General features: G+C 73.4%; 19 protein-coding genes and 1 riboswitch. Of the genes, 7 read left to right on the top strand and 12 right to left on the bottom strand.

All coding sequences use genetic code 11. The features are described 5' to 3' along the window. The first annotated feature begins 76 nt into the window (after positions 1-76). Positions 77-2,578: a helicase-associated domain-containing protein gene (locus tag AB0O82_RS18575; RefSeq protein ID WP_363584898.1), complete on the top strand. Its 2,502-nt coding sequence runs from the start codon at positions 77-79 to the stop codon at positions 2,576-2,578. Between the two features lie 20 nt (positions 2,579-2,598). Here the strand turns inward: AB0O82_RS18575 and AB0O82_RS18570 are convergent, their stop codons facing one another. Beyond that, positions 2,599-2,850, bottom strand: a complete 252-nt coding sequence (locus tag AB0O82_RS18570; protein WP_280678786.1) for a hypothetical protein — start codon at positions 2,848-2,850, stop codon at positions 2,599-2,601. A gap of 189 nt (positions 2,851-3,039) precedes the next feature. Here AB0O82_RS18570 and AB0O82_RS18565 point away from each other — a divergent pair, with 189 nt between their 5' ends. Together AB0O82_RS18565 and AB0O82_RS18560 are read left to right on the top strand one after the other, a co-directional pair. Beyond that, positions 3,040-4,677 (top strand): DNA repair helicase XPB, encoded by a 1,638-nt coding sequence (locus AB0O82_RS18565; protein WP_063348223.1) that lies wholly within the window; start codon positions 3,040-3,042, stop codon positions 4,675-4,677. Positions 4,678-5,020: 343 nt separating this feature from the next. Further along, the gene (locus AB0O82_RS18560; RefSeq protein WP_363584896.1) at positions 5,021-7,072 is read left to right on the top strand and encodes an AAA family ATPase; all 2,052 of its coding nucleotides are present in this window, start codon (positions 5,021-5,023) and stop codon (positions 7,070-7,072) included. Between the two features lie 57 nt (positions 7,073-7,129). On the opposite strand, the gene AB0O82_RS18555 is transcribed toward AB0O82_RS18560, so the two are convergent. The 8 genes from AB0O82_RS18555 to thrC all read right to left on the bottom strand — a co-directional run bounded on the left by AB0O82_RS18555 (position 7,130) and on the right by thrC (position 14,187). Next, a complete protein-coding gene (locus AB0O82_RS18555) occupies positions 7,130-7,816 on the bottom strand; it encodes a copper homeostasis protein CutC (RefSeq protein ID WP_363584894.1) in 687 nt (228 codons plus the stop codon). Positions 7,817-7,874: 58 nt separating this feature from the next. Next, complete coding sequence (locus tag AB0O82_RS18550; RefSeq protein WP_363584892.1) at positions 7,875-8,873, bottom strand: hypothetical protein; 999 nt, start codon at positions 8,871-8,873, stop codon at positions 7,875-7,877. Then, the gene (locus AB0O82_RS18545) at positions 8,870-9,253 is read right to left on the bottom strand and encodes a PadR family transcriptional regulator (protein WP_363584890.1); all 384 of its coding nucleotides are present in this window, start codon (positions 9,251-9,253) and stop codon (positions 8,870-8,872) included. The genes AB0O82_RS18550 and AB0O82_RS18545 overlap by 4 nt, the downstream gene beginning before the upstream one ends. Before the next feature lie 121 nt (positions 9,254-9,374). Next, positions 9,375-9,731 carry a hypothetical protein gene (locus AB0O82_RS18540; protein ID WP_363584888.1) on the bottom strand — a complete coding sequence of 119 codons (357 nt, stop codon included), beginning with the start codon at positions 9,729-9,731 and terminating at the stop codon, positions 9,375-9,377. 95 nt (positions 9,732-9,826) lie between these two features. Next, positions 9,827-11,449 carry a chaperonin GroEL gene (gene groL, locus AB0O82_RS18535; protein ID WP_063348228.1) on the bottom strand — a complete coding sequence of 541 codons (1,623 nt, stop codon included), beginning with the start codon at positions 11,447-11,449 and terminating at the stop codon, positions 9,827-9,829. A 346-nt stretch (positions 11,450-11,795) separates the two neighbouring features. Beyond that, complete coding sequence (locus AB0O82_RS18530; protein WP_030289665.1) at positions 11,796-11,999, bottom strand: cold-shock protein; 204 nt, start codon at positions 11,997-11,999, stop codon at positions 11,796-11,798. A 589-nt stretch (positions 12,000-12,588) separates the two neighbouring features. After that, positions 12,589-12,867: a MoaD/ThiS family protein gene (locus tag AB0O82_RS18525; RefSeq protein ID WP_363584886.1), complete on the bottom strand. Its 279-nt coding sequence runs from the start codon at positions 12,865-12,867 to the stop codon at positions 12,589-12,591. Between the two features lie 39 nt (positions 12,868-12,906). Further along, positions 12,907-14,187: a threonine synthase gene (gene thrC / locus AB0O82_RS18520; RefSeq protein ID WP_363584884.1), complete on the bottom strand. Its 1,281-nt coding sequence runs from the start codon at positions 14,185-14,187 to the stop codon at positions 12,907-12,909. Between the two features lie 17 nt (positions 14,188-14,204). Further along, positions 14,205-14,341: riboswitch (SAM riboswitch) on the bottom strand. 147 nt (positions 14,342-14,488) lie between these two features. Here thrC and AB0O82_RS18515 point away from each other — a divergent pair. Beyond that, positions 14,489-15,490 carry a glucosyl-3-phosphoglycerate synthase gene (locus tag AB0O82_RS18515; protein ID WP_363584882.1) on the top strand — a complete coding sequence of 334 codons (1,002 nt, stop codon included), beginning with the start codon at positions 14,489-14,491 and terminating at the stop codon, positions 15,488-15,490. 50 nt (positions 15,491-15,540) lie between these two features. After that, the gene (locus AB0O82_RS18510) at positions 15,541-17,007 is read left to right on the top strand and encodes a trehalose-6-phosphate synthase (protein WP_363584880.1); all 1,467 of its coding nucleotides are present in this window, start codon (positions 15,541-15,543) and stop codon (positions 17,005-17,007) included. Positions 17,008-17,093: 86 nt separating this feature from the next. Here AB0O82_RS18510 and otsB read toward each other — a convergent pair whose 3' ends face one another. Both otsB and AB0O82_RS18500 read right to left on the bottom strand, forming a co-directional pair. Further along, entirely contained in the window at positions 17,094-17,933 is an 840-nt protein-coding gene (gene otsB / locus AB0O82_RS18505) for a trehalose-phosphatase (protein ID WP_363584878.1), read from the bottom strand. 30 nt (positions 17,934-17,963) lie between these two features. Further along, positions 17,964-18,224, bottom strand: coding sequence for a DUF3263 domain-containing protein (locus tag AB0O82_RS18500; protein ID WP_363584876.1), 261 nt, complete (start codon positions 18,222-18,224; stop codon positions 17,964-17,966). A gap of 67 nt (positions 18,225-18,291) precedes the next feature. Between AB0O82_RS18500 and AB0O82_RS18495 the strand changes: the two genes are divergently transcribed. Further along, positions 18,292-18,642, top strand: coding sequence for a cupin domain-containing protein (locus AB0O82_RS18495; protein WP_363584874.1), 351 nt, complete (start codon positions 18,292-18,294; stop codon positions 18,640-18,642). A gap of 49 nt (positions 18,643-18,691) precedes the next feature. Here AB0O82_RS18495 and AB0O82_RS18490 read toward each other — a convergent pair whose 3' ends face one another. Further along, the gene (locus AB0O82_RS18490; RefSeq protein ID WP_363584872.1) at positions 18,692-19,972 is read right to left on the bottom strand and encodes an extracellular solute-binding protein; all 1,281 of its coding nucleotides are present in this window, start codon (positions 19,970-19,972) and stop codon (positions 18,692-18,694) included. Positions 19,973-20,265: 293 nt separating this feature from the next. Between AB0O82_RS18490 and AB0O82_RS18485 the strand changes: the two genes are divergently transcribed. Continuing rightward, on the top strand, positions 20,266-21,213 hold the full coding sequence (locus AB0O82_RS18485) for an ROK family protein (RefSeq protein ID WP_363584870.1): 948 nt from the start codon (positions 20,266-20,268) through the stop codon (positions 21,211-21,213). Positions 21,214-21,292: the final 79 nt, after the last annotated feature.

The following is a 21,292-nucleotide window of genomic DNA, read 5'->3' as shown; positions in this document are numbered from 1 at the left end:
GAGTCCTGAGGACCGGTCCACCACGGGCCGCCGCACGGACACCCCGCCGTCCGCCCGCCCGACTAACCTAGGTCGAATGACCACACAGCAGGGCCCTCAACGCCAGGGCAGGTCCGCCGCCGGCCCCCGCACCCTCGCCGAGGAGTTGCGCGCCCGCCCCGACGACGCGCTCGCCGCCCTGCTCCGCTCCCGCCCCGACCTGCTCAACCCCGTCCCCGGCGACCTCACCCAGCTGTCCGCCCGGCTCTCCTCCCGCGCCTCGGCGCTGCGCGCCCTGGAGCGCCTGGACCGCTTCACCCTGCAAGTCGCCGAGGCCCTGGCCACCGCCCCGGACGGCACCGGCCTGGCCACCGTCCGCACCCTGCTGACCGGCCCGGCCAAGGTCAAGCCGCACCCCGGCGCGACCCCGCTGACGCCCGCCGACCGGTCCGCCGTCGCCGCCGCCCTCCCCCGGGCGATCGCCACCCTGCGCGACCGGGCGCTGCTCTGGGGCCCGGACAACGGCCTGCGGCTGGTCCTCGCCGTCCGCGAGGCACTCGCCCCGACGGCCGCCAACCCCGGCCGCACCGGCCTCGGCCCGACCCTCTCCGACGCGACCGTCGGCATGTCCCCGGCCCGGCTGCAACAGCTGCTCGCCTCCGCCGGGCAGCCCGCCACCCCGGACCCGGTCACCGCCGTCGACGCGCTCACCTCCCTGCTGAACGACCGCGCCCGCTGCGCGGCGCTGCTCGACACCGCCCCCGAGGCGGCGCTGCGGCTGCTGGAACGGCTGGTCTGGGGGCCGCCGACCGGCACCGTCCCGGACGCCACCCGCCCGGTCACCGCCGAGGACGCGCAGAGCCCCGTCGAGTGGCTGCTCGCCCGCGGGCTGCTGCTGCCCAGCGGGCCGGGCAGCGTCGTCCTGCCGCGCGAACTGGCCCTGCACCTGCGCGGCGGCCGCACCCACCGCGCCGTCGAGCCGGTCCAGCCCGAGCCCGCCCCGGCCGCCGCCCCGCGCGATCCACAGGCTGTGGACGGCGCGGCGGCCGGCCAGGCCCACACCGCCGTCAAGACCGTCGAGGAACTCCTCGACACCTGGGGCCTCACCCCGCCGCCCACGCTGCGCGCCGGCGGCCTCGGCGTCCGCGACCTCAAGCGCACCGCGCAGGCCCTGGAGACCACCGAGCAGCAGTCCGCCTTCTGGCTCGAACTCGCCTACGCCGCCGGACTGCTGGCCCCCGACGGCGAGGCCGACGAACGCTGGGCCCCGACCCCCGCCTACGACGGCTGGCTCCAGCGGGACACCGCCGAACGCTGGTCCGTCCTCGCCGCCGCCTGGCTCGCCGCCACCCGCGTCCCCGCCCTCACCGGCACCCCGGACGGCAAGGGCAAGCCGCGCGCCGCCCTCGGGCCCGAACTCGACCGCACCCTCGCCCCGTCCGTCCGCCGCGCCACCCTCGCGCTGCTCGCCGAGCTCCCGCCCGGCACCCCCGCCACCGCCGCCGAACTCCTGCCCACCCTGCGCTGGCAGCGCCCGCTGCGCGGCGGCCCCACCGGCCCGGACGGCCACGAGCTGCGCGACGACCTCACCGCCTGGACCCTCGCCGAGGCCGAACTCCTCGGCGTCACCGGCCGCGGCGCCCTCGCCGCCCCCGCCCGCGCCCTGCTCACCGCCGAATCCGACCCGGCCGAGGTGCTCGCCCCGCTGCTGCCGCAGCCGCTCGACCATGTGATCCTGCAACCGGACCTCACCGCGATCGCCCCCGGCCCGCTGCTCACCCCGCTCGCCCAGGCCCTCGCGCTGTGCGCCGACATCGAGTCCAAGGGCGGCGCCACCGTCTACCGCTTCACCCCGGTGTCCGTCCGCCGCGCCCTCGACGCCGGACGCACCGCCGCCGACCTGCGGGCCTTCCTGGAGCAGCACTCCCGGACGCCCGTCCCGCAGCCGCTCGCCTACCTGATCGACGACGTCGCCCGCCGGCACGGCATCCTGCGGGTCGGCGCCGCCTCCTCCTACCTGCGCTGCGACGACCCGTCCCTGCTGAACGAGGTCCTCGCCGACCGCCGCTCCGCCGACCTGCGGCTGCGGCTGCTCGCCCCCACCGTCCTCGCCGCCCAGGCCGCCCCGGACGCCCTGCTCGCCGCCCTGCGCGCGATGGGCTACGCCCCGGCCGCCGAGTCCGCCGAGGGCGACGTCCTGATCACCCGCCAGGACAGCCACCGCACCCCGCCCCGCACCGCCCCCGCGCCCGTCCCGGACGGCCCGCCGACCCCGGACGACACCCTGCTCGCCGCCGCCATCAAGGCCATCCGGGCCGGCGACCGCGCCGCCACCGTCAACCGCCGGGACTCCACCCCCGACCCGCGCCAGCTGCCCCGCACCGCCGCCGCCGAGACCCTCGCGGCCCTGCAGACCGCCGTCCTGCTCGGCGAACGGATGTGGATCGGCTACCTCAACGCCGAGGGCATCGCCAGCCAGCGGATCATCGACCCGGTCAAGGTCGAAGGCGGCTTCGTCACCGCCTTCGACCACCACGCCGACGAGCTCCGCACCTTCGCCCTGCACCGCATCACCGGCGTCGCGGAGCTCGCCGAGTAACCCCGGCGACAGGGCCGGGCTCAGTGCCCCTGCGACTCCTTCATCTTCTCCTTGACGGCCTTGTCCGCCAGGCTGCCGATCTCCCCCTGCCCGACCGGCAGCGAGCCGCCGCCGACCTGGTCGGCGATCAGGAATCCGGGCGCGGCGAGCAGCCCGCCGGGCCCCTCCCCGATCCCCGCGAGGGCGTGCGCGGAGCCGGCGGACGAGGCGGTGGCCGCGAAGGCCGTGCCCATCAGGGCGAGAGCGGTGAGAACGCGCTTCGACTTCTTCATGACCGGCTCAACGAGCGATGCGCACCGTGGTCACCCGGCGCCGTCGCCCGGAGCGCGGGCTCGGTCGCCCGTACGAACGGAAGGAGCCCGTTCCCGTTCGGAAGGAGCCCGACCACGTTCGCCGCGGAATGCGCGACACTGGAGGGTCTGCGTCAATCCAGCCTGTCAGCCAGTGGAGGGCTTCCCCGCGTGAACGACGGACCGCTCATCGTCCAGAGTGACAAAACTCTTCTCCTGGAGATCGATCACCCCAAGGCCGCCGAGTGCCGCCGCGTCATCGCGCCGTTCGCCGAGTTGGAGCGCGCCCCCGAGCACGTGCACACGTACCGGGTGACTCCGCTCGGGCTGTGGAACGCGCGGGCGGCGGGGCACGACGCTGAGCAGGTGGTCGACGCCCTGGTGACGTACTCGCGCTACCCGGTGCCGCACGCGCTGCTGGTGGACGTGGCGGACACCATGGGCCGCTACGGGCGGCTCCAGCTGCTCAAGCACCCGACGCACGGGCTGGTGCTCGCCACCACCGACCGGCCGGTGCTGGAGGAGGTGCTGCGCTCCAAGAAGATCGCGCCGCTGGTCGGCGCCCGGGTCGACCCGGACACGGTGGTGGTGCACCCCTCCGAGCGCGGCCAGATCAAGCAGGTGCTGCTCAAGCTCGGCTGGCCGGCCGAGGACTTCGCCGGGTACGTGGACGGCGAGGCGCACCCGATCGAGCTGGACGAGGACGGCTGGCGGCTGCGCCCGTACCAGGCGCAGGCCGTCGAGGGCTTCTGGCACGGCGGCTCGGGCGTCGTGGTGCTGCCCTGCGGCGCCGGCAAGACGCTGGTCGGCGCGGCCGCGATGGCGCACGCCAAGTCGACGACGCTGATCCTGGTCACCAACACCGTCTCGGCCCGCCAGTGGAAGCACGAGCTGGTCAAGCGCACCTCGCTCACCGAGGAGGAGATCGGCGAGTACAGCGGGACGCGCAAGGAGATCCGCCCGGTCACCATCGCCACCTACCAGGTGATGACCACCAAGCGGAAGGGCGCCTACGCGCACCTGGAGCTGTTCGACGCCCGCAACTGGGGCCTGGTGGTCTACGACGAGGTGCACCTGCTGCCGGCGCCGGTGTTCAAGTTCACCGCCGACCTCCAGGCCCGCCGCCGCCTGGGCCTGACCGCGACGCTGGTGCGCGAGGACGGCCGCGAGGGCGACGTGTTCAGCCTGATCGGGCCCAAGCGCTTCGACGCGCCGTGGAAGGAGATCGAGGCACAGGGCTACATCGCGCCCGCCGACTGCTGCGAGGTGCGGGTCACCCTGACCGACTCGGAGCGCCTGGCGTACGCCACCGCCGAGCCCGAGGAGCGCTACCGCTTCTGCGCCACCACGGCGACCAAGCGGCGGGTGGTGGAGGCGCTGGTGAAGAAGCACGAGAAGGACCAGACGCTGGTCATCGGCCAGTACATCGACCAGCTGGACGAGCTCGGCGAGGTGCTGGACGCGCCCGTGATCAAGGGCGAGACCAGCAACGCCCAGCGCGAGAAGCTCTTCGAGGCGTTCCGCAACAAGGAGATCGGCGTCCTGGTGGTCTCCAAGGTCGCGAACTTCTCGATCGACCTGCCCGAGGCCACCGTGGCCATCCAGGTCTCCGGGACGTTCGGCTCCCGCCAGGAGGAGGCCCAGCGCCTGGGCCGCGTCCTGCGTCCGAAGGCGGACGGCCACTCGGCGCACTTCTACTCGGTGGTCGCCCGGGACACCGTGGACCAGGACTTCGCCGCCCACCGGCAGCGCTTCCTGGCCGAGCAGGGCTACGCGTACCGCATCATCGACGCGGACGACGTGCTGTAGGACGTGCGGTAGGACACGCCCCGGTACCGGACACCGTCGCGCCCGAGGAGGACCACGCGCGCGGCGGTGCCCGGGGCGGCGCCGCCGTCGCGCACGTCCTCCGGGCCGTACGGGGGCCGGGACCCGCGGGCCCGGGACCTGCGGGGCTGGGACCTGCGGGGCTGGAACCCCGGGGCCCCCGGGTCTAGGATCGTCCGTCTGCCCCCTCCCGAACCGTGGTACCCGCTGAAGTCGCGCGGGCAGCCGGGGGAGGCGCCGACCGCACGGCAACCGGTCGGCCGTACCCACCGTGAGCTCCATCGATCCGCTGCGCCCGCTTCCGGCGCAGCCGGGAAGGTTCGCTGTGCCCGCCACCCCCACCACCGACCCCCTCCAGCGCGAACGCGACCACCTGGCCGCGTCCCGGTCCGCGCTGCGAGCGATGCGCGAGGACGTCCAGTCGCTGGACCTGCGCGACGTGACCGGCACCTGGGTGTCCGCCGCCGTCCTCCAGAACCAGATCGAGGCCCGGATCGCCGCCCTCGCCGACCTCTCGCACACCCCGCTGTTCTTCGGCCGCCTGGACTACCTGCACACGATCAGCGAGGAGCTGAGCGAAGGAGGCGGCGGGGAGAGCTTCTACATCGGGCGCCGGCACGTCCACGACGCCGACGGCGACCCGATGGTGATCGACTGGCGCGCGCCGGTCTCCCAGCCGTTCTACCGGGCCAGCCGCACCGAGCCGCTGGACGTCGAACGCCGCCGCCGCTTCGGCTACACCGGCGGCGAGCTCACCGCCTACGAGGACGAGCACCTGAGCGACCCGGCGGAGGCGGACACCGCCTCCGCCCTGCTCGCCGCCGAGATCGAGAAGCCCCGCGTCGGCCCGATGCGCGACATCGTCGCCACCATCCAGCCCGAGCAGGACGAGATCGTCCGCTCCGACGTGACGGGCACCATCTGCGTCCAGGGCGCCCCCGGCACCGGGAAGACGGCCGTGGGCCTGCACCGCGTCGCGTACCTGCTGTACGCGCACCGCGAGCGCCTCGCCCGGACGGGCACGCTGGTGATCGGGCCGAACAACGCCTTCCTCTCCTACATCGAGCAGGTGCTCCCGGCCCTGGGCGAGCTGGACGTCAACCAGGCGACCGTGCAGCAGCTGGTCGGGCACGTCGAGGTGCGCGGCGAGGACGACCCGCGGGCGGCCCGGCTGAAGGGCGACGCCCGGATGGCCGAGGTGCTGCGCCGGGCGGTGCGCGCGGGCATCACGCTGCCCACCGAGCCCTGCGTGGTGGTCCGCGGCTCCCGCCGCTGGCGCGTCCAGGTGAACGAACTCACCGCGATCATCGAGGAGTTGAAGAGCCGCGAGGTGCGCTACGGCGCCGCCAGGGACGCCCTGCCACAGCGGATCGCGCACACCGTGCTGCTGAAGATGGAACAGTCCGGCGAGGCCCCCGACGACCGGGTGCAGGACGCGGTGGCCCGCAACCCCGCGGTCAAGGCGGTGGCCAAGGAGTGCTGGCCGGCGGTCGACCCGGCGAAGCTGGTGCTGCGACTGCTCTCCGACCCGGAGTTCCTGGCCGCCTGCGCGGAGGGCGTGCTGACCCCGGAGGAGCAGCAGGCGGTGCTGTGGCCCAAGCCGGGCCGCTCGGTGAAGACGGCCCGCTGGACGCAGGCCGACGCCGTCCTGGTCGACGAGGCGACGGACCTGGTGCAGCGCACCCCCTCGCTCGGGCACGTGGTGCTGGACGAGGCGCAGGACCTCTCCCCGATGCAGTACCGCGCGGTCGGCCGCCGCTGCACGACCGGCTCGGCGACCGTCCTCGGCGACCTCGCCCAGGGCACCACCCCGTGGGCAACGGCGAGCTGGCCGGACGCGCTGCGCCACCTGGGCAAGCCGGACGCCCACGTCGAGGAGCTGACCAAGGGCTTCCGGGTGCCGGAGGAGGTCATCGCGTACGCCTCCCGGCTGCTCCCGGCGATCGCCCCGGGCCTGGCCCCGGCGACCTCCGTCCGCGACGCCCCCGGCTCGCTGACGATCCGCCGCCTCCCGGACGCGGAGGCCGTGCCCGCCGTCGTGGCGGCCTGCCGCGAGGCGCTGGAGCACGAGGGCTCGACCGGACTGATCGCCGCCGACGCCCGGATCCCGCTGCTCGCCGAGGCGCTGACCGCGGCCGGCCTGCCGTACCTGTCCCCCGGCGCCGAGACCAGCGCCGAGGCCCGGCTGACGCTCGTGCCGGCCTCGCTGGCCAAGGGTCTGGAGTACGACTACGTGGTGCTGGACGAGCCGGCCGCGGTGATCGCGGGCGAGCCGGACGAGCGGACCGGCCTGCGGCGGCTGTACGTGGCGCTCACCCGTGCCGTCTCCGGCCTGACGGTGCTGCACGGCGAACCGCTGCCCGCGCAGCTGCGCTGAGGAACCGAGCGGCGGGGGCCGGCCCCACCGGGACCGGCCCCCGCCCTCCTCGCGCGCTCAGGCGTCGATCTGGGCCCGCCACTCGGCGACCTTGGCCGCGTCCACCGGCGTCCGCCAGCCGTCGACCCGCACCGCACCGCCGACGTGGAAGCCGTCGAAGCCCTCGGCCCGCAGCCCCTTCAGGTGTTCGGCCCGCAGGCCGCCGCCGATCAGGATCCGCTGCCCGTACCCGGGCTCGCCCGCGCGGGCCAGCTCCGCCAGCAGCACCTCGTACCCGGCGTCGACGCCGGCAGGCGCGCCCGAGGTGAGGAAGGTGTCCAGCCCGGGCAGCGCGCCGACGGCGGACCGCAGGGCGGCCCGGTCGGTGCTGTGGTCGATCGCCCGGTGGAAGGTCCAGCGGCAGCCGGCCACCGCCTCGGCGACGGCGGCGGTGGCGGCCAGGTCGACGGCGCCGACGGCGTGGAGGAAGCCGAAGACGAACTCCTCGGCGCCCTCGGCCCGCAACGCGGCGGCCCGGGCGGCCAGTTCGTCCAGGTCGCCGGGCGCGAAGCCGTCCCGGATCCGGAGCATGACGCGCAGCGGGATGTCGACGGCGGCCCGGATCCGGGCGAAGTCCTCGACGGACGGGGTGAGCCCGTCCGCGGCCATGTCGGTGACCAGTTCGAGCCGGTCGGCGCCGCCCGACTCGGCAGCCTGGGCGTCCTGGGGCGTCAGCGCGATGACTTCGAAAATTGGTCTAGACATATCAGTAGGTTGCCACATCCGGCCGGGCCCGGCGAGCACTTCGCCCTGCCCCCCCGGGTCACGCCAGGCTGCGCCCCTTCCCGGAGTCCCCGCCGAACCATCCGCCGAACCGTCCGCCGGGCCCGCCGCCGGCCCCGATCCGGCGCATCGCCACCGCGGCCGCCACCAGGAGCAGCAGCACCGGCGCCGCCATCGGCAGCACGTGCCAGAACCCGCGGCCCTCGCGCCAGATGTTGAACAGGCCCGCGAACATCGTCAGCGACAGCACCGCGACCCCGACGGCCGCCGGCAGCACCCGGCCGCGCAGCGCGGTGAAGGTCAGCAGCAGCGGCCCGATCAGCAGCGCCGCGAACCACTGCATGTCCAGCGGGAAGGTGGAGTCGCCCCAGTGCTGGAGCGCCACCAGCAGCCCGCCCCCGAGGACCGAGGCCAGCGCCAGCCCGCCGGAACGCCAGGAGGCCCTGGGCAGCAACTCCGTCGGCGCCGCGGCCAGCAGCAGCGCCCCCAGCACGAACGGCATGGTGGCCACGCTGCTGTCCCCCACCCCCCAGAGGTCGAATTCCGGCGGCAGCACGACGGCCTGCGCCAGCACGAACAGCGCGGAGACGGCCTGGAGCAGCGAGATGACCCGCACCGCCGTCCAGCGCCCCGTCACGACGGCCACCGCGAGCAGCAGCGCGATCACCGGCGGCGCGATGGTCAGCGCGTACGTGGTGTACGAGGGGTCCCAGGTCAGCCGGCGGGCGGCCCGCTCCGCATCGCTCACCCACGGCACCAGCGCCGCGCCGGCCAGCGCCCCGGCGACCATCGGCGCGGCCAGCGCGAGCACCCGCCCGGCCAGCGAGGAGCCGGTCAGCCCGAGCCGCACCCGCAGCCCGTACGCGGCCAGGTCGAACGCCTCACGGGCGACGGCCGAGCGGCCCGCCTCCGCCGTGGTGTCGGCGAACACCGCGGCCAGTTCCTCGCCGCGCTCCCGGCGGTAGCGGGGCGGGTAGAACTGCAGCGCCGCCCGCAGCGCGGTCGAAGGCGCCCCCATCGTCGGTGTGGTCATGGTCATGCGAAGAACCCCCTCATCATCGACTTCCCCTCCGGCTCCGGCTTGCCCTGGAGCGCCGACCAGACGTTCGCGAGACGGCGCTCCGCCTCGGTGGCGACGGCCCGCAGCCGCTCCGCCTCGGAGGCCAGCGCCTCCCGGCCGACGCTGGTCAGCGCGTAGCTGCGCCGCGCCCGCCCGTCCACGACCTCCTCCGCGGCGACCTCGATCAGCCCCTGCTGGAGCAGGCGGTCGAGGGCGCCGTACAGGGTGCCGGTGCGCATCTTGACCCGGCCCTCGGAGATGGCGGCGATCTCCTGGATGAGGGCGTAGCCGTGTCTCGGGGCGTCCGCCAGAGCGGTGAGCAGCAGCAGCGTCGGCTCCTGCATCGAGCGTTCAGTCATACGACTACATATATCGTCAACCTACCTATAGGTCCAGTACTCCCGCCGCCCGGTCCACGACGCGGACCACGAGCGGACTGGGAACGGACCAGGAGCGGGCTGGGAGCGGACCACGAGCGGGCTAGGAGAGTTCCCCCACCGGCGCGACCACCGCGCCCTGCTTGCCGCACACCCAGTGCGGCTCCGGCCCCAGCTCCGGCTCCACGCCGAGCGCGTGCGGGTCCCCGTCGGCGGCGCAGGCGGTGCACAGCGGCCAGCGCCCGTACGCCTCCAGCAGCGCGTCCTGGATGTCCTGGGCGACCAGCCCGAGCACGTACCCGGTGCCGTCCGGCCACTGCTCCAACCACCAGCGGCGGTGCGTCACGGCCTGCTCCACCAGGGAGACGACGGCGGCGTCCGCCACGTCCCGCGAGGTGAGGTCGGCCAGGATCAGCGCCCGCGCGTTGTGCAGCGCGGTCTCGATGTCGTCGGAAGCCATCTGTCCATTCTCCGGTAGAACGCCGTGTGGGCGGCCCCCCGAAGGGGACCGCCCACACGATCAGGAACCAGCCGATCCGATCGGTGCGATCAGGATCAGAAGTCCATGTCACCGCCCGGCATGCCGCCGCCGGCGGCCGCAGCGGCCTTCTCCGGCTTGTCGGCGATGACGGCCTCGGTGGTGAGGAACAGCGCCGCGATGGAGGCGGCGTTCTGCAGCGCGGAGCGGGTCACCTTGGCCGGGTCGATGATGCCCTCGGCGATCAGGTCGACGTAGGTGTTGGTGGCCGCGTTCAGGCCGTGACCGGCGGGGAGGTTGCGCACCTTCTCCACCACGACGCCACCCTCCAGGCCGGCGTTGGTCGCGATCTGCTTGATCGGGGCCTCCAGCGCGACCTTGACGATGTTGGCACCGGTGGCCTCGTCGCCCTCCAGCTCCAGCTTGTCGAAGGCGACCGAGGCCTGGAGCAGCGCGACGCCACCACCGGCGACGATGCCCTCCTCGACGGCGGCCTTCGCGTTGCGGACGGCGTCCTCGATGCGGTGCTTGCGCTCCTTGAGCTCCACCTCGGTGGCCGCGCCGGCCTTGATGACGGCCACGCCGCCGGCCAGCTTGGCGAGGCGCTCCTGGAGCTTCTCGCGGTCGTAGTCCGAGTCGCTGTTCTCGATCTCGGCGCGGATCTGGTTCACGCGGCCGGCGACCTGCTCGCTGTCACCGCCACCGTCGACGATGGTGGTCTCGTCCTTGGTGATGACCACCTTGCGGGCGGTGCCCAGCAGGTCGATGCCGGCGTTCTCCAGCTTGAGGCCGACCTCCTCGGAGATCACGGTGCCACCGGTGAGGATGGCGATGTCGCCGAGCATGGCCTTGCGGCGGTCGCCGAAGCCCGGGGCCTTGACGGCGACGGACTTGAAGGTGCCGCGGATCTTGTTCACGACCAGGGTCGACAGGGCCTCGCCCTCGACGTCCTCGGCGATGATGACGAGCGGCTTGCCGCTCTGCATGACCTTCTCCAGCAGCGGCAGCAGGTCCTTGACCGAGCCGATCTTGGAGTTGGCGATGAGGATGTAGGGGTCCTCGAAGGTCGCCTCCATGCGCTCCAGGTCGGTCGCGAAGTAGGCGGAGATGTAGCCCTTGTCGAAGCGCATGCCCTCGGTGAGCTCGAGCTCCAGACCGAAGGTGTTGCTCTCCTCGACGGTGATGACGCCTTCCTTGCCGACCTTGTCCATGGCCTCGGCGATGAGCTCGCCGATCTGGGTGTCGGCGGCCGAGATGGAGGCGGTGGAGGCGATCTGCTCCTTGGTCTCCACGTCCTTGGCCTGGGCCAGCAGCTGGTCGGAGACGGCGGCGACGGCCTTCTCGATGCCGCGCTTCAGGGCCATCGGGTTGGCGCCGGCGGCGACGTTGCGCAGACCCTCGCGAACCAGGGCCTGGGCGAGCACGGTGGCGGTGGTGGTGCCGTCACCCGCGACGTCGTCGGTCTTCTTGGCGACCTCCTTGACGAGCTCCGCGCCGATCTTCTCGTAGGGGTCCTCGAGCTCGATCTCCTTGGCGATGGAGACACCGTCGTTGGTGATCGTGGGGGCGCCCCACTTCTTCTCCAGCACGACGTTGCGACCCTTGGGGCCGAGCGTGACCTTCACTGCGTCGGCGAGCTGGTTCATGCCACGCTCAAGGCCGCGGCGAGCTTCCTCATCAAAGGCGATGATCTTGGCCATCAGAAGTGGTCCTCCGGGACACGGTCGACTGCTCGGACCAAGGGGTGCCCGCGACGGACGGCCCTGGTGTGCGGGGGTCCTTTCCCCTACCGCTCCCGGGGGCCTCACCGACCCGGTCCGCTGTCACTCTCACGCTGTGAGTGCTAACGCCAATAATTAGCACTCGGGGTGGTCGAGTGCAAGCCCAATCGCGATCCCGCGAGCCGCCCGGGGCGCTCCCGCCGACCCGCGCAACTCCCCGCCGGGGAACGCCGACGGGCCCGTACGACGCGTGTCGCACGGGCCCGTCGAGAAGCGAGTGGTCACCAGCCGTGGGCCGCGCCGAGCTCCTGGGGTCGGAAGGGGGTCACACCGCGGCGCGGACCATGTCCGCCTGCGGGCCCTTCTGTCCCTGGGAGATCTCGAACTCGACCCGCTGGCCCTCCTCGAGGGTGCGGTAGCCGTCCATCTGGATCGCGCTGTAGTGGACGAAGACGTCCGCACCACCGTCGACCGCGATGAAGCCGTAGCCCTTCTCCGCGTTGAACCACTTGACGGTGCCCTGAGCCATTCCGAACTCCCCTAGTGCTGTGCTGGCCCTTCACGCGCCCGCAGGTCGCGGGCCCGGGTCTGGTTTGAAGGCCGGCCCGGGGAACCCCCCCTGGGCGCAGCCGTGCACGCCGCAACCCTCCGCCGGGGGTGCCTGACGGCGCCCTGTGAGCGGGTGATTACGTCGACCGCGGCTGAATGTATCCGGATCGACGCCCTCTGCAACAGGGTCAGCTGCGGGGAATTCCGGCACCACGCCAAGGGGCAGGACGGGCCAAAGCGGGAGGAATTCGGCATTTCACGCCGGACATAGCGGACGGATTACTGCAAATCCCCGCGGGAATTCTGACATCTGCCTGACATGTTTCACGGCCCAGGCACCCGACCGGTCTCAGCGGCCGGACGACCGTCCGGCGATTCGCGGGTGATTCGCGGGTGAGGATGAGGGGAAGCCCTGTTCCCAACCGAGCCACACTCTACTCCGACTTGACCCCGCCATATTCCCGCCGAAATGCGGCCGGCCGCCCGTGCGTACGGAGAACGGAATTCCGTACGCGCGGACGGCCGGTCGGACGAGCGGCTCGGGCGGGGTGCCCGGATCGGGGCGCGGCTCAGCAGCCGCCGGCCACCGCCGGGATGATCGAGACGCTGGCGCCGTCCGCGATCCCGGTCGCCAGGCCCTCGGCGAAGCGCACGTCGTCGTCGTTCACGTAGACGTTGACGAAGCGGCGCAGCTTGCCGGCGTCGTCCAGGATGCGGGCGGCGATCCCCGCGTGGTTCTTCTCCAGGTCGGCGATGACCTCGCCCAGGGTGGCGCCCTCGGCGGCCACCTCGGCGGCGCCGCCGGTGTAGGTGCGCAGGATGGTGGGGATACGGACGTTGGCGCTCATGGTTCTCCTAGCGGACAGGGCCCAGCGGGGTGGGGGGATTCAGGCGGACGCGAGGCCGGCGTCGTGGAAGGACGCCAGGGTCGGGCGGATGACGGCGGTCATCCCGGCCCCGGCGACGGCGTCCAGGGTCTTCAGGCCGTCGCCGGTGTTGATCGCGACGGTCTCCTTGGCCGGGTCCAGCTGGCCGGTCTCCACCAGCTTCTTCAGCACGCCGACGGTCACCCCGCCCGCGGTCTCGGCGAAGACGCCCTCGGTCCGGGCCAGCAGCCGGATCGCGTCCACCACCTCGGCGTCGGTGACGTCCTCGACCGCGCCGCCGGTGCGCCGGGCGATGTCCAGCACGTACGGGCCGTCCGCCGGGTTGCCGATCGCCAGCGACTTGGCGATGGTGTCCGGCTTGACCGGGCGGATCACGTCCTGGCCGGCCTTGAACGCCGCCGACACCGGGGAGCAGCCCGCCGCCTGGGCGCCGAAGACCTTGTACGGCCGGTCCTCGACCAGGCCGAGCCTGATCAGCTCCTGCAGCCCCTTGTCGATCTTGGTCAGCTGGGAGCCGGAGGCGATCGGGATGACGATCTGCTCCGGCAGCCGCCAGCCGAGCTGCTCGCAGATCTCGTACGCCAGCGTCTTGGAGCCCTCGCCGTAGTAGGGGCGCAGGTTGACGTTGACGAAGCCCCAGCCCTCGCCGGCCGGGTCGCCGATCAGCTCCGAGCAGAAGCGGTTCACGTCGTCGTAGTTGCCCTCGATGCCGACCAGCTCGCCGCCGTACACCCCGGCCATGACGACCTTGCCCTGCTCCAGGTCGTGCGGGATGAACACGCAGGACTTGAAGCCGGCCCGGGCGGCCGCCGCGCCCACCGCGCCGGCCAGGTTGCCGGTGGAGGAGCAGGAGAGCGTCGTGAAGTCGAAGGCCCGCGCGGCCTCGATGGCGCAGGCCACCACGCGGTCCTTGAACGAGTGGGTCGGGTTGCCCGAGTCGTCCTTGATGTGCAGCTGCGCGGTGAAGCCCAGCTCGCGGCCCAGGTTGTCCGCCTTGACCAGCGGGGTCCAGCCGGGGTTCAGGTTGGGCTTGGTGGCGACGTCGGCCGGGACGGGCAGCAGCGGCGCGTAGCGCCAGATCGAGCTCGGGCCGGCCTCGATCCGGCGGCGCAGCGCCTCGGCGTCCTCGCTGCCGAAGTCGTACGCGATCTCCAACGGGCCGAAGCACTCCAGGCAGGCGAAGCTCGGACCGAGCGGGAAGCGGGTGCCGCACTCCCGACAGGACAGCGCGGTGGCGGGGCCGAGGTCCACGGATGCGGGTGCGACAGTGTCGATAGCCATGATGGCGGAGGCCTCTCTCCTCATCTTCCCCGTGGCACGGTCGCGCCACAGGCCGGAATTGGCACCTGTCCCGCCGGGGCCTGTCGACAGACAGCCGCGCGAGAAGGTTGCCGGGACGTCAACGGGCCGTTCCCTCAGTCCCTCTGGATGAGCTTGTGAAATTGTGGTGGTGCTCAACGGCGACCCCGGCGTGCAAAGGTCCGGCCGCTGTACGAAGACTGTATCCGAAGGCGTCAACCCCGAACGGGATCGTCCGCCACGCGAGATGGCGCGTCCCACCGACCCCGCCGAGGAGAGTCCCGTGCCCGCCGAACCGACCCCCGCGCTGCTCCCGCAGGCGGCGTCCTGGCTGCGCCGCCGCTCGTGGAGCGCGGTCGACCGGCCGGTGCACGCCCTGCTGGAGGCCAAGCGCCGGACCGGCCACACGGTCAGCGTGGTGCTGCCCGCGCTGGACGAGGAGGCCACCGTCGGCGACATCGTCCGCACCATCCGCCGCGAGCTGATGGAGCGCCTCCCGCTGGTCGACGAACTCGTCGTGGTCGACTCCGGCTCGGCCGACGCCACCGCCGCCGCCGCCGCCCGGGCCGGCGCCCGGGTGGAGTACCGCGACGCGATCCTGCCCCGGCTGCCCGCCGTCCCCGGCAAGGGCGAGGTGCTCTGGCGCTCGCTGCTGGTCACCCGCGGCGACATCGTCTGCTTCGTCGACGCCGACCTGCGCGAGTTCGACCCGGCCTTCGTCTCCGGCATCCTCGGCCCGCTGCTCACCGAACCGGACATCCAGCTGGTCAAGGCCATGTACGACCGGCCGCTGGAGACCGAGGGCGCGGTGGTCCCGGCCGGCGGCGGCCGGGTCACCGAACTGGTCGCCCGCCCGCTGCTCAACCTGCACTGGCCGGAACTCGCCGGTTTCGTCCAGCCGCTCGGCGGCGAGTACGCGGCCCGCCGCGCGCTGCTCGAACGGCTCCCCTTCCCCACCGGCTACGGCGTCGAACTCGGCCTGCTGGTCGACGCGCTGGAGACGGTCGGGCTGGACGCCCTGGCCCAGGTGGACGTCGGCGTCCGGCACCACCGGCACCAGGACGGCCAGGCCCTCGGCCGGATGGCCGCCACCATCTACCGCACCGCCCTCGAACGCCTCGACCGCACCCACCGGCTGAAGGCCTCGGCCGACCTGGTCCACCCGCTGCTGACCCAGTTCACCCGCGACCCGCAGAGCCGGGAGTTCACCGCCCACACCCACCCGGTGACCGCCCTGGAACGCCCGCCCATGCACACCGTGCCCGAGTACGCGACCCGACACTGAACACCCACCGAAAGGGTTTGCCGCTCCGGAGCCCCGGCAACGTACCAACCATGGGCGATCTCACGACCGAACGTTCGAGTGCGACCGGCACCGCCCCCGTCCTGGTGGCCTCCAATCGGGGACCGGTGTCGTTCGGCACCGCGGACGACGGCACGCTGACCCTCCGCCGCGGCGGCGGAGGCCTGGTCTCCGGCCTCTCCGCCATCGACGACCCCGACGCCGTCTGGGTCTGCGCCGCCCTCGGCGCGGCCGACCGGCAGGCCGCCAGAGGGGCCCCGGACGGCCGCCTCGACCTCGCCGGGCACGACGTGGGCGGCCAGGCCGTCCGCATGCTGGACATCGATCCCGACACCTTCGCCCGCGCCTACAACGGCGTCGCCAACTCCACCCTCTGGTTCGTCCACCACCTGCTCTACGCCACCCCCACCGCCCCCGCCTTCGACGCCGGGTTCCGCACCGAGTGGGCCGCCTACCGCGCCTACAACGCCGCCTTCGCCGAGGCGCTGGCCGCCGAGGCCGCCCCCGGGGCCGCCGTGCTGGTCCAGGACTACCACCTCTCGCTGACCCCTGCCCTGCTCCGCGCCGCCCGCCCCGACCTGCGGATCGGCCACTTCTCGCACACCCCGTGGGCCCCGCCCGAGTACTTCCGGCTGCTGCCCGACGACGTCGCCGAGGCCGTCCTCACCGGCATCCTGGGCGCCGACCGGGCCGGCTTCCTGACCCGCCGCTGGGCGCTGGCCTTCGCCGACTGCTGCGCCGACCTGCTCGGTGCCGAGGTCGACCGGGACGCCATGACCGTCACCCACGCCGGCCGCACCACCCGGCTCGGCGTGCACGCGCTCGGCGCCGACGCCGACTTCCTGCGCGAGCGCTCCCACCGCCCGGACGTCGACGAACGCCTCGCCGCCCTCCGCGAGGCCGTCGGCGGGCGGCGCACCATCGTCCGGGTCGACCGCACCGAGCTGAGCAAGAACATCGTCCGCGGCCTCCAGGCCTACCGGCACCTGCTGCGCACCCGCCCCGAATGGCACGACCGGGTGGTGCACATCGCCTTCGCCTACCCCTCGCGCACCGACCTCGCCGAGTACCGCGCCTACACCGCGCAGGTCCAACGGCTCGCCGAGGACATCAACGCCGAGTTCGCCACCCCCGCCTGGCAGCCGCTGATCCTGCACGTCGACGACGACTTCCCGCGTTCCCTGGCCGCCTACCGGCTCGCCGACGTGGCCCTGGTCAACCCGATCCGGGACGGCATGAACCTGGTCGCCAAGGAGGTTCCGGTGGTGTCCGACCACGGCTGCGCCCTGGTGCTCTCCCGCGAGGCCGGCGCGCACGCCGAACTCGCCGAGGACGCGCTCACCGTCAACCCGTACGACATCATCGCCACCGCCGACGCCCTGCACGCCGGCCTCACCATGCCCGAGGGGGAGCGCGCCGACCGCACCAAGCGCCTCGCGGCGGCGGCCACCGCGCTGCCCCCGCAGCAGTGGTTCCTCGACCAGCTCAACGCGCTGTGAACCAGCTCAACGCGCTGTGAACCGGCTCAACGCGCTGTGAACCGGCTCAACGCGCTCTGAACTCGCTCAACGCGCCGCCGCCCGGCTCAGACCGCGCCGACGGCCGCGCCCAGCGCCGCGAGCAGCTCCACCACGCCGGCCGGGCCCGGGACCACCAGGTCGGCCCGGTCGGCGAGTTCGCGCACCGGCGCGTCCCCCACCGCGCCGCTGCACACCAGCAGCCCCGCCACCCCCTCGCCGCGCAGCTTCTCCACCGCCGCGAAGGCCGCCACGTCCCCCAGGTCGTCCCCCGCGTACAGCACCGAACCTGCCCCGCGCTCACGCAGGAAGCCGGTCAGCGCCGCGCCCTTGTCCACCCCCGGCGGCCGCAGCTCCAGCACCAGCCGCCCGGGCTCCACCACCAGCCCGTGCCCGGCCGCCAGCTCGCCGACCGGCGCCCGCAGCAGCTCCAGCGTCTCCTCGGGCGCCGCCGTGCGCCGGGTGTGCACCGCCAGCGAGCGCCCCTTGTCCTCCAGCCACGTCCCCTCGGGCGCCCCCGCCGCCGCCAGCAGGCCAGGCAGCGCCGCCCGCGCCCCGGCCACCCCGGGGTGCACCGGCGGCGCGGTCACCTCGCCGCCCTCCCAGCGCTCGGCGCCGTAGTGCCCCAGCACCACGACCCCGGGCAGCCCGTCCAGGCCGCCGTACTCCGCCGCCAGCGCGGCCGGCCGACCCGTCACCACCACCACGGCCCGCACCGCCGGCACCAGCGCCCGCAGCGCGGCCGCCGCCCCCGGATGTGCCCGCGCCCGATCGGGATCCGCCACGATCGGCGCCAGCGTCCCGTCGAAGTCCAGCGCGATCACCGCCTCGCCCGGCGCCGCCAGGATCGCCCGCAGCCCGTCCCGCCCGGCAGCCGTGACCGGCGCCCACTTCTCGTCAAAGCCCATGCCCGAGCCCTACCCCGCGGCCCCGTCCCGCTACCGTGCCGCCCGCCGGGCCTCCCGGATCCGGCGCAGCCGGTTCACCAGGACAGGGGCGTGCGCCAGGGCCTCCGGCCGGTCCAGCAGCGCGTTCAGCAGCTGGTAGTACCGGGTGGAGGAGAGCCCCAGTTCCTCCCGGATCGCCCGTTCCTTGGCCCCGGCCGTCCGCCACTGCCGCCCCTCCAGGGCCAGCACCGCCACGTCCCGCTCACTCAGCTCGCCCACCAGGACACCTCCGCCATCACTACGGAGTGTCATTCTCCCGCGTGAGCCGGACACACTGTGCGCCCTCCGGCACCCGGCCGCCCCGGCTAGCGTCGGCGGTATGACCACGCCCAGCTTCGCCGTGCACATCCCCACCGCCGACCTCGAACCCGATCCGCTCGACCCGGCCCAGATCGTCTCCGGCACCCCGGAGGTCTCCGGCCTGGTCCTCGCCGAGTCCCCCGACGGCCGCCAGCTGCGCGGCATCTGGCAGATCACCCCCGGCGTGGTCACCGACGTGGAGGCCGACGAGTTGTTCGTGGTGCTCAGCGGCCGGGCCACCATCGAGGTCGAGGGCGGCCCGACCCTGGAGGTCGGCCCGGGCGACTGCGCCGTGCTGCGCGAGGGCGACCGGACCACCTGGACGGTCCACGAGACGCTCCGCAAGGCCTACGCCATCACGCTCCCCTGACGAGCCCGCCCCTGACGCCCCCACCCCTGGAGGGCACCCCGGCCCGGGTTCACTTGCGGACCCGGGCCGCCTCCTTGACCGCCGCGTCCTGCAGCCCGGCGAGCGCCTGCTTCGGGTCGCCGGTGACGGCCTGCCCGATCCCGGCCTTGATCCGGTTGCTGACGTCGCCCCAGGCCGGGTCCCCGAACGGGTAGAAGCTGGCGTTGGTCAGCCCGACCGCGAACTGCTTGAGGTCCTCGTGCTTCGGGTCGGACGTCATCTGGTTGAACGCGTCCTGGGTGACCGGCAGCAGGTTGTACTGCTCGTCGAACTTCAGCTGGAACTCGCGGGAGTAGGCGAAGGACAGGAACTTCTTGATCTCGTTCTTGTGCCCGTTGGCCTTGAACGCCATCATCCAGTCCGCGACGCCGAGGCTGCCGGTCTTGCCCACGCCGTCCTTCTTGGGGATCGGCGCCGTCCCGAAGTCGATCTTCCCGGCGGTGGCCATCCGCAGCAGCGTCGGGTGCCCGTTCAGCATCGCGACCTTCCCGGCCGCGAAGTCCTGGAAGACCGGGGTGCGGTTCATCTTGCCCGGGTCCGGATAGGTCAGCCCGGTGGCCACCAGGTTGTTCTTCAGCCAGCTGAAGGTGGCCTGGTTCTGGGTGCTGTCGATGGTGTAGTTGCCGACGTCGTCGGAGAGGCTGCCGCCGCCGCTCAGCGTCCACAGCATGGACTCGGCCGGTGCCTCCTCCGGCCCGAGCGGCAGCCCGTACGGGGTCACGCCCGGCACCTTGGCCTTGATCTTCTCGGCGTCCTGGCGCAGTTCGTTCCAGGTGGCCGGCGGCTGGGTGATGCCGGCCTGGCGGAAGACCGCCTTGTTGTAGAAGAGCACCCGGGAGGAGGAGACGAACGGGATGCCGTACTGGGTGCCGAGCACCTGCCCGGCGTGCGCGAAGGTGTCCAGGAAATTGGCCTGGGTGTCCATCGAGAGCACGTCGGCGGCCGGGTACAGCCGGTCCGCCGCGACCTGGTCGGCGAAGCCGCCGGTCTGCAGCAGGTCGGGGGACTTGCCGGCCGCGATCATGTCGTCGACCTTCTTGCCGATGTCGGTCCAGCTGTCCACCTCGACGTCGACCTTGATGCCGGGGTTGGCGGCCTCGAAGCCGCGCGCGATCTCGTCCCAGTACAGCTTGGAGCTGGTGTCGGCGCTCTCCCCGTAGTCGGCGGCGACCAGCTTGAGGGTGACCGGCCCGTCCTCCTGCCCGCCGCAGGCGCTGACGGCGGTGAGTACCAGTGCTCCGGCCAGCGCGGTGCCGAGGACGCGGGTGGGAACGTGGGCGCGCCTGTTCAACGCGGGTACCGCCTTCAGGGGAGAACTGCGACCGGACGGGGGAATCCGGGAGGGGGGAGGCGCAACACTGCCAAACCCACCGGGCAGTGGTCCACACCACTGTGCCGAGCCCGCCGAGTAGTTATCGAAGTGCGGACGTCATTGCACGATGCGCAACAGAAGGTGAACGGAAGGCGCCCGGCGCAAAGCCGCTCACACTGCCCCCATCTGCGACAAAGCTCACCTACTTTGGACCAGACCAATCCGACAACTGGACTAGACCTCTTCTACCCGACCAAGGGAAACTGTCCTCCGTGAAGCACGTCATCGCACTCGATGTAGGCGGCACCGGCATGAAGGCCGCGCTGCTCGCCCAGGACGGCTCCGTGCTGTTCGAAGCACGCCGACCGACCGGGCGGGAGCACGGCACGGACGCCGTGGTCACCGCCATCCTCGACTTCGCCGCCGACCTGGCGGACGAGGGCCGGGGCCGCTTCGGCGTCGCCCCGCTCGCGGCCGGCGTCGCCGTCCCCGGCACGATCGACGAGAGGAACGGCATCGCGGTCTACTCGGCCAACCTCGGCTGGCGGGACCTCCCGCTGCGCAAGCTCCTGGGCGAGCGCCTGGCCGGGCCCGACCGCGCCGTCATCCCCGTCGCGCTCGGCCACGACGTGCGCTCGGGCGGCCTGGCCGAGGGCCGGCTCGGCGCCGGCCGGGGCGTCGACCGCTTCCTGTTCATCGCGCTGGGCACCGGCATCGCCGGTGCCATCGGCATCGGCGGCCGGATCGAGGCCGGCGCGCACGGCTACGGCGGCGAGATCGGCCACGTCGTGGTCCGCCCGGGCGGACCGCAGTGCGGCTGCGGCGCCCGCGGCTGCCTGGAGACGCTCGCCTCCGCCTCCGCCGTGTCCCGTGCCTGGGCCGCGGCCAGCGGCGACCCCGACGCCGACGCGGCATCCTGCGCCGCCGCGGTGGACGCCGGGGACGACCGCGCGCTCGCGGTCTGGCAGGGCGCCGTCGACGCCCTCGCCGACGGGATCGTGCTCGCCCAGAGCCTGCTCGACCCGTCCACGGTGATCGTCGGCGGCGGGCTGGCCGAGGCCGGTGACACGCTCTTCGACCCGCTGCGCACGGCGGTCACCGAGCGACTGACCTTCCAGATGCCCCCGAAGGTCGTACCCGCCATGCTCAAAGACACCGCCGCGTCCCTGGGCGCGGGCCTGCTCGCCTGGGATCTGCTCTCCATGGAGGTGACCGCGTGACCACCGCGGACCGTGACCGTACCGCACTGGCCGGCGCCCGGCTGGTCCTGCCCGGCGGCGTCGTCGAGGGCGGCCGCCT

Origin of the sequence: Kitasatospora sp. NPDC088264 (assembly GCF_040685715.1) — a bacterium.
Classification (GTDB): domain Bacteria; phylum Actinomycetota; class Actinomycetes; order Streptomycetales; family Streptomycetaceae; genus Kitasatospora.
Note: the sequence above shows the minus strand (reverse complement) of the source record. Positions and strands in the feature narration are given on the sequence as shown.